At 70.1% G+C, this 9,767-nt stretch carries 10 protein-coding genes and 4 tRNA genes; 12 read left to right on the top strand and 2 right to left on the bottom strand.

Annotation, left to right across the window (positions count from 1 at the left end; genetic code table 11):
- The 7 genes from uvrC to VFL28_00510 form a co-directional block, all read left to right on the top strand.
- Positions 1 to 1,285 (top strand): excinuclease ABC subunit UvrC (uvrC, locus tag VFL28_00540; GenBank protein HET7263126.1); only part of this gene is annotated, 1,285 nt, incomplete at its 5' end.
- Positions 1,282 to 2,220 (top strand): dihydropteroate synthase, encoded by a 939-nt coding sequence (gene folP, locus VFL28_00535; GenBank protein ID HET7263125.1) that lies wholly within the window; start codon positions 1,282 to 1,284, stop codon positions 2,218 to 2,220. The genes uvrC and folP, both read left to right, overlap by 4 nt.
- Entirely contained in the window at positions 2,217 to 2,873 is a 657-nt protein-coding gene (folE, locus tag VFL28_00530) for a GTP cyclohydrolase I FolE (GenBank protein HET7263124.1), read from the top strand. The genes folP and folE overlap by 4 nt, the downstream gene beginning before the upstream one ends.
- Positions 2,874 to 2,937: 64 nt before the next feature.
- Positions 2,938 to 3,012: transfer RNA gene (locus tag VFL28_00525), tRNA-Gly, on the top strand.
- Between the two features lie 6 nt (positions 3,013 to 3,018).
- Positions 3,019 to 3,093: transfer RNA gene (locus tag VFL28_00520), tRNA-Cys, on the top strand.
- 85 nt (positions 3,094 to 3,178) lie between these two features.
- Positions 3,179 to 3,266, top strand: a tRNA-Leu gene (locus tag VFL28_00515).
- Positions 3,267 to 3,285: 19 nt separating this feature from the next.
- Positions 3,286 to 4,185, top strand: coding sequence for a hypothetical protein (locus VFL28_00510; GenBank protein HET7263123.1), 900 nt, complete (start codon positions 3,286 to 3,288; stop codon positions 4,183 to 4,185).
- Between the two features lie 54 nt (positions 4,186 to 4,239).
- Here VFL28_00510 and VFL28_00505 read toward each other — a convergent pair whose 3' ends face one another.
- The gene (locus VFL28_00505) at positions 4,240 to 4,767 is read right to left on the bottom strand and encodes an AAA family ATPase (protein HET7263122.1); all 528 of its coding nucleotides are present in this window, start codon (positions 4,765 to 4,767) and stop codon (positions 4,240 to 4,242) included.
- Positions 4,768 to 4,969: 202 nt separating this feature from the next.
- On the opposite strand from VFL28_00505, the gene VFL28_00500 reads away from it, so the two are divergent.
- Genes VFL28_00500 through VFL28_00490 form a run of 3 tightly spaced genes read left to right on the top strand, consistent with a single transcriptional unit; the run spans position 4,970 to position 7,691 of the window.
- On the top strand, positions 4,970 to 5,689 hold the full coding sequence (locus VFL28_00500; protein ID HET7263121.1) for a response regulator transcription factor: 720 nt from the start codon (positions 4,970 to 4,972) through the stop codon (positions 5,687 to 5,689).
- Positions 5,679 to 6,752: an ATP-binding protein gene (locus VFL28_00495; protein ID HET7263120.1), complete on the top strand. Its 1,074-nt coding sequence runs from the start codon at positions 5,679 to 5,681 to the stop codon at positions 6,750 to 6,752. Before VFL28_00500 ends, VFL28_00495 begins: the two co-directional genes overlap by 11 nt.
- A 3-nt stretch (positions 6,753 to 6,755) precedes the next feature.
- Positions 6,756 to 7,691: a GNAT family N-acetyltransferase gene (locus VFL28_00490; GenBank protein HET7263119.1), complete on the top strand. Its 936-nt coding sequence runs from the start codon at positions 6,756 to 6,758 to the stop codon at positions 7,689 to 7,691.
- Here VFL28_00490 and VFL28_00485 read toward each other — a convergent pair.
- Positions 7,688 to 9,004: a helix-turn-helix transcriptional regulator gene (locus VFL28_00485; GenBank protein ID HET7263118.1), complete on the bottom strand. Its 1,317-nt coding sequence runs from the start codon at positions 9,002 to 9,004 to the stop codon at positions 7,688 to 7,690. The two genes, VFL28_00490 and VFL28_00485, sit on opposite strands and share 4 nt — an antisense overlap.
- A gap of 297 nt (positions 9,005 to 9,301) precedes the next feature.
- Here VFL28_00485 and VFL28_00480 point away from each other — a divergent pair.
- Both VFL28_00480 and VFL28_00475 read left to right on the top strand, forming a co-directional pair.
- Positions 9,302 to 9,377 (top strand) — tRNA-Thr (locus VFL28_00480).
- Between the two features lie 144 nt (positions 9,378 to 9,521).
- A partial coding sequence (locus tag VFL28_00475) for a GTP-binding protein (GenBank protein HET7263117.1) occupies positions 9,522 to 9,767 on the top strand: 246 nt, incomplete at its 3' end.

Here is a 9,767-nt window from a genome sequence, read left to right as displayed (position 1 = left end):
CGAGCAGGTGCGGCAGGCGGGCGAGTTCCTCGACGGCCGGCACGACGCGCTGCGCAAGGACCTCGAGGGCCAGATGCAGGCGGCCGCCGACGCGATGGAGTTCGAACGGGCCGGGACGCTGCGCGACCAGATCCGCGGGCTCGAGGCGCTCCAGGAGCCGCAGCGTATGGTCTCCGAGGGCGCGGAGGACCGGGACATCCTGGCCGTGGCGCAGGACGGCGACACCGGCGTCGTCCAGATCTTCGTCGTCCGCGGCGGCCGCGTCACCGGCCAGGAGCACGTCATGCTGCAGGGGACGCGCGGCGCGCCGCCCGCCGAAACCCTGCGGGCGTTCCTCACGCAGTTCTACGAGGCGGCGACGAGCGTGCCTCCGGAAATTCTCGTTCCGGAGCCGATTCCCGACCACGAGGTCATCGAACGGTGGCTCGGCGAGCGGCGCGGCGGCCGCGTTCATCTCGTCCAGCCGCAGCGCGGGGACCGCGCGCGCCTCGTCGCGCTGGCCCGCGACAACGCGGCGCTGCATCTGGCGCAGGAGGCGGCGCGGCGGGGCGGCGTCGCCGGCCCCGGCGTGCATGAACTTCAAAGCCTGCTGCGGCTCGAGTCGCCGCCCGTGCGGATCGAGTGCTACGACATCAGCAACTTCCAGGGTGGCGAAACCGTCGCGTCGATGGTCGTCGCCGAGGGCGGGCGCGTGCGGCCGGGCGAGTACCGGCGCTTCAAGATGAAGACGGCCGAGGGGCCGGACGACGTCGCGATGATGCGCGAGGTGCTGGCGCGCCGGTTCGCGCGCGCACGAGAGGAGCAGGACCGTCTCGACCGCGACGAGCCGATCCGGCCGAAGTGGGCCGTGCTGCCGGATATCGTGCTGCTCGACGGCGGGCGGAGCCAGCTGAGCGCGGCGCGGGACGTCTTGTTCGAGTACAACCACATGATCCCGGCGATCGCCCTTGCGAAGGGCCAGGAGCTGATCTACGTCGAGGGGTTGTCCGAGCCGCTCGCGCTCCCGGCGGACTCGCCGGCGCTGCAGCTGCTGCAGCGCCTCCGCGACGAGGCGCACCGCTTCGCGAACGCCTATCATCAGCGCCTGCGCGGCCGCCGCATCGTGTTCTCGGCGCTCGACGAGATCCCGGGCATCGGGGAGCGTCGGAAGCGCGCCTTGATTCGTCACTTCGGCTCCGTACGCAACATCCGGCAGGCGAGCGCCGCGGACATCGCCGCCGTCGAGGGGATCGGCGCCGGCCAGGCGGAGCGCATCTACCAGTACCTGCGCGAGCATCCGGCGTGACGGCGGGGCCGCGCGTCCTGCGGGCCGGCCGGTTCGCGCTGGACCTGGCGCCCCGGCCGCTCATCGTCGGCGTGCTGAACGCGACACCGGACTCGTTCTACGACCGCGGCCGCTATTACGAACGAGACCGCGCGCTCGCGCGCGCCGACGAACTCGTCGCCGAGGGCGCGGATCTCGTGGAGATCGGCGGAGAGACCGCCCGGCCGGGACCGCCGGTCGGTATCGAGGAGGAGCGCCGCCGCGTCGTCCCCCTGATCGAAACCCTCGCCGCGCGGTTGCCCGTGCCGCTCGCCATCGATACCTACAAGCCCGAGGTGGCCCGCGCCGCGGTCGAAGCCGGCGCGGTCTTCATCAACGACATCAGCGGGCTCGCCGACGAGCGCATCGCGGAGGTCGCGGCGGAGTCCGGCGCCGCGCTCGGCGTGATGCACATCCTGGGGCGGCCGAAGGTCCGGCAAACGTCGCCGCGCTACGTGTCGGTCGTCGAGGAGGTCTATGCGTTTCTCGAGGAGCGGACCGAGCGGGCCCGCACGCTTGGGGTGCCGGCCGGCCGTCTCGTCGTGGATCCCGGCTTCAGCTTCGGCAAGACGGCGCACCACGACGTGGAAATACTGCGCCGGCTGGGGGCGTTCACGCGGTTGGGCTATCCGATCTACTTGGCGACGTCGCGAAAGAACTACATCCGCGACATTCTCGCGCTGCCGTTCGACGAGCTTCTGGAGGGCACGCTGGCCGCGATCGCGTACGGCGTCGCGCAGGGCGCCGGCCTCGTCCGCACGCACGACGTTCGATCGGTGGCGCGGGTGATCAAAATGACGCTGGCGATCACGCGGGGCCCCGAGGGCGCCTCGCCGGCGTCGGCCCCGGGGCGGGGAACCCGAGACATCGTCACGGCGGCCGGAGACGCCGGCGCGGGAGAGGGGAGCAGCGCATGAGGCAGGCTGGACGCACGAAGGCGCGGCACAACGGCCGGCCGCCGGGCGCGCGGACCGTCGATGGCGCGGCGGCTCCGGCGCGCCGCGACGCCGGCGTCGATACGGCGGCGATCGAAGCGGCGGTCCGCACAATCCTCCGGGCGATCGGGGAGGACCCGGACCGCGAAGGCTTGCGTGCCACGCCACGGCGTGTCGCCAACATGTACGCGGAGATATTCTCGGGGCTCCGCACCGATCCGGCGCCGCTGCTGAAGGTCACTTTTGACGAGCGCCACAAGGAGATGGTGGTCGTCAAGGACATTCCGTTTCACAGTTCCTGCGAACATCATCTTTTGCCGTTCGTCGGCGTGGCGCACGTCGGCTACATCCCGAACGGCAGGATCGTCGGGCTGAGCAAGATCGCGCGGCTCGTCGAGACGCTGGCGCGGCGGCCCCAGGTGCAGGAGCGGCTCACCTCGCAGATCGCCGATCTTCTCAATGCGGGTCTCCATGCCCGGGGCGCGGCGGTGGTCATCGAAGCGGAACACCTCTGCATGACGATGCGGGGGGTACGGAAACCCGGGAGCAAGATCGTCACGTCCGCGACCCGGGGTATCTTCCGCGAGAACCCGAGCACCCGCGCGGAGTTCATGTCGCTGATCGGTCACGGCTAGACCGGATTCCGGCGGTGCGCCGCGACAGCGGGTTGCGGCCTTTGCTATAATCGGGTTCGGCGGTGCGGGAGTAGCTCAGAGGTAGAGCGTCTCCTTGCCAAGGAGAAGGCCGTGGGTTCAAGTCCCATCTCCCGCTCCAACCTGCGGCGACGTAGCCAAGTGGCAAGGCAGGGGTCTGCAAAACCCCCATTCGGCGGTTCGAATCCGCCCGTCGCCTCCACTCCCTTACACGGGTAACGCGGTTCCATGCCGGTCCCGGACGCCGATCGCGGGGCCGGCGCACTGTCTTGCGAACACCGCGCACCGGGCGAGTGTCGGAATCGGCAGACGAGGGGGACTTAAAATCCTCTGGCCGGAACGGCCGTGTGGGTTCGACTCCCACCTCGCCCACCACAGCTGCGAGGCGGCGACGATGCGCACACCACGCAGGGTTCACCTCGGGGCGGCCGCGCTCACGATGATCGCGGCCGCCTGCGTCGCGGCGCTGGCCGCCGCCGCGGGGACCGCCGCGCCGGCGGCGTTCACGTTCACCACGGTCGACGTGCCCGGTGCCGCCGACACGTTCGCGTTCGCCATCAACAGCAGCGGCCAGATCGCCGGCGGTTACCAAGGTGACGACCAGGTCTCGCACGGGTTCGTCCGCAGTCCGGCCGGGGCGATCACGAAGTTCGACGCCCCCGCCGCCGCGAGCACCGACGTGTCCGACATCAACGACGCCGGCCAAATCGTGGGCGACTTCCGGGACAAGGACAAGGTCTCGCATGGGTTCGTGCGCGCGGCGGACGGAACGTTCACCATGTTCGACATCCCGGACGCGTCCAACACGTTCGCGAACGGCATCAACGGCGCCGGTCAGATCGCCGGCAACATCGAGGACGCCGCGCATCGGTCCCACGGCTACATTCGCGACGTCGCGGGCGCGGTGACGACGTTCGACGCGCCGAACGGTTTCACGACCGTCGCGAACGGCATCAACGACGCCGGACAGGTGTCCGGCTTCTACCGCGACGGCAACGGCGACTACCACGGTTTTATCCGCAGCGGCGCGGGCGCGTTCATGGTGGTCGACGTACCGCGGGCGACCGAGACCGTCGTCTACGGGATCAACCGCGCCGGACAGGTCATCGGGTACTATCGCGACGCGGACGACACCTCGCACGGATTCGTGCGCGCCTCCGGCGGCGCCATCACGCGCTTCGACGTGCCGCGGGCCGCGGGCACGGCCGGATACGGGCTCAACGCGGCCGGACAGATCGTCGGCACCTTCGACGACGCGAACGACACCACGCACGGGTTCGTCGGACGGCGCTAGCCTCCGGACGGCAACGATCAACCACCCGCGCTGCGGGAAACCCCGGAGGCGGCGCTAGTGTCGGTCTAAGCGGGTCAGCCACGCGGCGCCGGCGCGGGGCGAGCGGAGTCGCACCATGGTGAGGTGAGCCTTCGCCGGGTCATGCGCCACCGCGCCGTACGCGCGGCGGTGGGTCCGGTACGTCCGGAGCGCCCAGAGAAAGATCGAGTCGCGGCTCAGCAACAGGCGCAGGTCTTCCCGGTTCCCGGCCCACAGTTCCTGACGCGTCATCAGCCGTTGGACCGATCGCCGCAGCAGCCGCCAGAGAATCACCCCCAGCGGATAGTCGAGCCATACGAGTGTATCTGCCCGCGGCCACACGATGTCGCGAACGACGCCGTAGTTTCCGTCGACGACCCAGGCGTCGCCGTCGACGGCGCGCCGCACCCGTTCCCGAAATTCTTCCACAGGCGCCTCCGTCCAGTTGGGGCGCCAGTGGAGCGCGTCGAGTTCGATGTACGGGCAGCTCAACCGCCCGGCGAGCCGGCGCGCCAGGGCGGTCTTCCCCGAGCCGCTTGTTCCCACCACCACGATGCGCCGCACGTCATTCAGTCTACCGCGACGCGTCCCTCAGGTCGGGGTCCCCCTCGACGAACGGGACCCCGCGGAGGGCAGGCTGAGCCGGGCCGCGGCGAAGCCGCCGAGCCGCCTTTATCGAATCTTTACGAGAATATTGCACGATCCGGCCGGGGCCGCGTCCCATCCGGCCGCCGCGAGAAGGCACCCGGATCTCGAGGAGAGAGGCGTGACGGCACGGACGCAACCGACGGTGCTGGTCGTCGACGACGATCACAAGCTGATCGCGCTCGTACGGATGTACCTGGAGCGGGACGGCTTCACGGTGGTGCCCGCCTACGACGGCCGTCAGGCCCTCGATCTGTTTGCGCGGCACCGGCCGGGTTTCGTCATCCTCGATGTGATGCTGCCGGAACTCGACGGCGTCGCCGTCTGCCGCGCGCTGCGCAAGCGCTCGGACGTGCCGATTCTGATGCTCACCGCGCGGGTCGAGGAGAGCGACAAACTGTCCGGCCTCGCGGTCGGCGCGGACGATTACGTCACGAAACCGTTCAGCCCGCGAGAGCTCGTCGCGCGCGTGCACGCGATTCTCCGCCGTGCGGGCGGCGGGAGCGCGGCCTCGCCGCGAATCGAACGCGGGGACCTGGTGATGGACCTCGAACGCCACGAGGTCTTTGTCGCCGGCCGCGAAGTCCGGCTCACCGTGATCGAGCACAAGCTGCTTCAGGCTCTAATGGAGTTTCCGGGGCGCGTGTTCACCCGCGAACAGCTGCTGACGCACGTCTACGCCTTCGACGAGGCGGTCGTCATCGATCGGACGGTCGACGTGCACGTGGGCAAGCTGCGGGAGAAGCTGGGCGACGACCCCGCCAAGCCGCGCTTCATCGAGACGGTGCGCGGGGTGGGCTACCGGCTGCTCGAGCCGGCACGGCCCAAGCATGCGGGATAAGCTGCTCTGGCGGTTGCTCGGCGCGCAGCTGCTGGCGATCGCCATTGCCGTGGCGATCGCCGGGGCCTTGATCTCCGACCGCGCCACGCAGTTCTTCATGGTCATCATGACGCGCTACCACATCGACCCCACGATGGTGGAGCAGGACTTCCTGCGCGAAGTGCACCGCGTGCTGATCGCGGGCAGTGTGATCGCCGCGGCCGCGGCGATGCTGCTCGGCTGGGTCCTCGTCCGGCGGCTGGTCCGGCCGATTTCGGACATGATGCTGCTCGCCGAGCGGATCGCCGCGGGCGACTATGCGCAGCGTGTCTCGACCGGGGGACCGGACGAGCTCGTCCGGCTCGCCGATTCGCTCAACCGCATGGCGGAATCGCTCGCGCGCATCGAGGCGCTGCGCCGCGACCTGGTCGCCAACGTCGCCCATGAACTCCGCACGCCGCTCAGCACCCTGCAGGGCTACCTCGAAGGCCTGCGGGATGGCGTGGTGCCGGTCAGCCCCGAAACCCTCGCATCGCTCCACGAAGAGGTGATGCGCCTCGTGCGCCTCGTCGATACGCTGCAGCAGCTGAGCCGCTTCGATGCCCGGATGTCGGCCCTCCGGCGCGCCCGCTTCGACGTAGCGGTCCTCGCGCAGCAGATCGCGGCGCTGTACCATCCCGAGCTGACCGCCCGCAACCTGCGCGTCACCGTCGCCGCCGGCACACCCGGTCCGGAAGTCGAGGCCGACGCGGATCTCGTCGGGCAGGCGCTTCGCAATCTGCTCGACAACGCCCTGCGCTACGCTTTTTCCGGCTCCGACATTATCGTGCGCGCGGGCCGCCTCGACGGCGTGGTCCGGCTGGCCGTCGAAAATGTCGGAGAGGGGATCGCGCCGGACGATCTGCCGCACATCTTCGAGCGGTTCTACCGCGGTGAGAAGTCGCGTTCGCGCGACACGGGCGGCGCCGGGATCGGCCTCGCGTTGGTGCAGGAGATCGCCCGAGCCCACGAGGGCGAGGTCGGCGCCGAGAGCGCCGGCGGACGCACGACGGTATGGCTCACGTTGGCGGCGAAGAAGCCCTGACCGATGGCAGATGTCCGGCCTCTCACCGACACCGACCTGGAATGGGTGCCGCCGCTGGCCGACGCGGCGTTCTGCCGGGTGTCCGAGACCTTGTACGGACGGCCGCGAACGCCGCCGCTGTTTCCGCCGCACCAGTTTCCCTACAGGCTGGCGGTGGACCCGGCCGGCTGCTTCGCGGCCACCGACCGCGGACGTCCGGTCGGGGTCCTGTTCTCCGTCGCCCGCGGGCCGCTGGCCTGGGTCGGTCCGATCGCGGTCGCGCCGGACGCCGACAACCGCGGGATCGGGCAGGCGTTGATGGCGGCGTGCCTGGACAGTTGGGAGCGCCGCCGCGTCCGGCTCGCCGGCCTGGAGACTTTTCCGTCGAGTCCGAAGCACTTGCACCTCTACGCGAAGCTTGGCTTTCGTCCTGGATGGACGGGACTCGGCGTGCGTAGAGAATGGGGGACCGCCGAGGGGACGGCGACCGCGGGGGCCGCGACCCCGGCTCCGCGGGCGCCGGCCGCGGACTGGCCGGACGGCGTGAATGCGGCCGGCGACCTGCCGCCGCTCGATTTCGTGTATCCCGGACTCGACCTGCGTGCGGAAGCCGAGGCGACGCGGCGCCAGAGAATCGGCGAGGTGCTCGTGACGAACGGCGGCTGCGCGCTGTGCCACGTGCGCAGCACCTTCCATCCGCGGCCCGGCACCACGTTCGTGCCGTTTCTCGCCGCGCGCGACGAGGAGGCCTTCGACCGCCTGGTGCGCGCCGCGGAGTGCCTCGCGGCGCGGGCCGGATGTCACGCCGTGAGCGTCCGCCTGCCGGGCTCGTGCTGGCGCGCGTACCGGCATCTCGCCGCGCGCGGCTATCGCGAGATGGGGGCGATGCTCCGGATGAAGCGGGGCGAGCGGCCAGACTACGACCACGCGGACCTGTTCTACTGCGATAACTGGCTCTAGCGGTTGCCGGTCACGCGGCCGGTCAGGTTGGGCTGGCGCAGTTCGCGCAGCGCGCGGGCGAGGTAGGGCGCCGCGTCGGACGGCCGTTTCTGGTCGATCAAGAATTCGCCGAGCTCGTTCGCGGCCCCCGCGAGATCCGCGCGCATCTCGAGGGTCTCGAACGACGCGATCGCCTGCTTGTAGTGGCGCACCGCGTCGGCCGCGTGCCCCTGTGCGCGCGTCAGGCGGGCCCGCACCAGCGTGGTCCGCGCCGCCTCCGTCGTGTCCTTGAGCCGCCGGGTCAGACGCTCCGCTTCGACGAGCGCCTCCTCCGATTCCGCCAGCGCGCCCGTCACGACCAGCGCGCGCGCCAGCTCCGTCAGGCTGCGCGCCCGCCCGGGGTCGTCGCCGAGCTGCTGCTTGATGCGGAGGCTGCTCCGGAGCTGCTCGATCGCGTCCTGCACGTCGCCGTGCTCGAGCAGCATGATGCCCATGCTCGTCCGCGCCTGAGCCAGCAGCCGGATGTCCTCCAGCAGCTCGAAGAGGTGTTCCGCGCGGGCGAGGTGCGCGAGCGCGGCGTCCGGACGTCCGGCGTCGCGGTGGGCGATGCCGAGCTGCACGTGGACCAGCCCGATGCGCCGCAGGTCCTGGGTCGGCTCGAGCAGCGCGAGCGCTTCGCGGTACCAGCGCGCGGCCTCCTGGTGCTCGCCGGCCTCCTGGTAAGTGTTGCCGAGGTTCAGCAGGAGCGCGCCGGTGAGGGAAACGTCCGGCTCGCCTTCCGCCTGCACGCGCCGGTGGGCTTCGAGAAAGTGCTCGCGGGCGGCGGCGAGATCGCGCTCGTAGTACGCGATCAGGCCGAGCACGTGGCTGATGCGGGCGAAGTGGCGCGGCTCCTGAATCTCCGCGGCGAGGTCGCGCGCACGGTCGACATTCTGCCGCGCGAGGTCGAACTGCCGGAGCCCCGCAAGCGCGGAGCCGAGCCCGCAGCAGGCCTCGGCCTCGGCGTTCTTGTCGTCCTGCTGCTGGGCGATGCCGCGGGTCTGTGTGAACGTCTCGGCAGCCTGCGTGAAATCGCCCTGCTTGAGCAGCGCCCAGCCCAGGCTGAGCAATGTCTGCAGCGCGCGGCGGCCGAGCGGGGTGCTCTCTTCGAGGAAGTAGCCGATCGGCCGCTGCAGCCGCTTCGCCAGCAGGATCAGGGTTTCGATCGACGGCTTGGCGCGGTCCTTTTCGATCAGGCTGATGAACCCTTTGGTGAGCTCGGTGCCGCCGAGCTGCGATTGGGTCAGCCGCAGTTCCTTGCGGCGCGCGCGGATCCGCTCGCCGAGCGATAACATTCCGCTCCTCCGGATTGGTCGGGTGAGTGAGGCTTGAGCCATCATGTCGAGCTCCGCGCGCGAGTTAGGCTCAACCGCAGACACTTCCTCCGGCCATTCGTCAACAGGGTCGACCAGTGGTTTAATGGTACAATATACGCAGCGGCACCGCATGCTCTGCTATAATCGCGGTGCCGGCGGCGGTACACACGGGCTCGGTGGGCGTGGGTCCGCGGATGGACATAGCGAGTGCGGCGCGGATGACGCCGTGAACGGGGCGTACGTTTCGCGGCCGGCGACGGTGCAATGGACGCACGGGCCCACGTAGCTCAGGCGGCAGAGCGTGTCCTTGGTAAGGACAAGGTCACCGGTTCGAATCCGGTCGTGGGCTCCAGGAAACACCCCCCAGCTTTGGATCGCGACGGGGACCTCTCTGCGCAACCATGAGTCAAGTCGGGTACGCGATGGCGTGACATGGTGCTCGCGGGCGAAACAAACCGGAGTAGGGCGCGGGTAGGGCCGCGAACGGAGGCTGGCGATGGCGAAGGCGAAGTTTGAGCGGACGAAGCCGCACGTCAATGTGGGGACGATCGGGCACGTGGATCACGGGAAGACGACGTTGACGGCGGCGATCACGGGGGTGTTGGCGAGTTTGGGGAAGACGAAGGCGCTGGGGTTTTATGAGATCGACAACGCGCCGGAGGAGAAGGAGCGGGGGATCACGATCGCGATCAGCCACGTGGAGTACGAGACGGAGAAGCGGCACTACGCGCACGTGGACTGT

It is taken from the genome of bacterium (assembly GCA_035691305.1).
Classification (GTDB): domain Bacteria; phylum Sysuimicrobiota; class Sysuimicrobiia; order Sysuimicrobiales; family Segetimicrobiaceae; genus DASSJF01.
The sequence above is the reverse complement of the archived record's forward strand: the minus strand, read 5'-3'. Positions and strand labels throughout refer to the sequence as shown.

Coding starts and splice junctions, on each gene's coding strand:
- VFL28_00510 (HET7263123.1), top strand. CDS start 3,286: ATGCGCACACCACGCAGGGTTCACCTCGGGGCGGCCGCGCTCACGATG.
- VFL28_00495 (HET7263120.1), top strand. CDS start 5,679: ATGCGGGATAAGCTGCTCTGGCGGTTGCTCGGCGCGCAGCTGCTGGCG.
- folE (HET7263124.1), top strand. CDS start 2,217: ATGAGGCAGGCTGGACGCACGAAGGCGCGGCACAACGGCCGGCCGCCG.
- VFL28_00490 (HET7263119.1), top strand. CDS start 6,756: ATGGCAGATGTCCGGCCTCTCACCGACACCGACCTGGAATGGGTGCCG.
- VFL28_00485 (HET7263118.1), bottom strand. CDS start 9,004: ATGTTATCGCTCGGCGAGCGGATCCGCGCGCGCCGCAAGGAACTGCGG.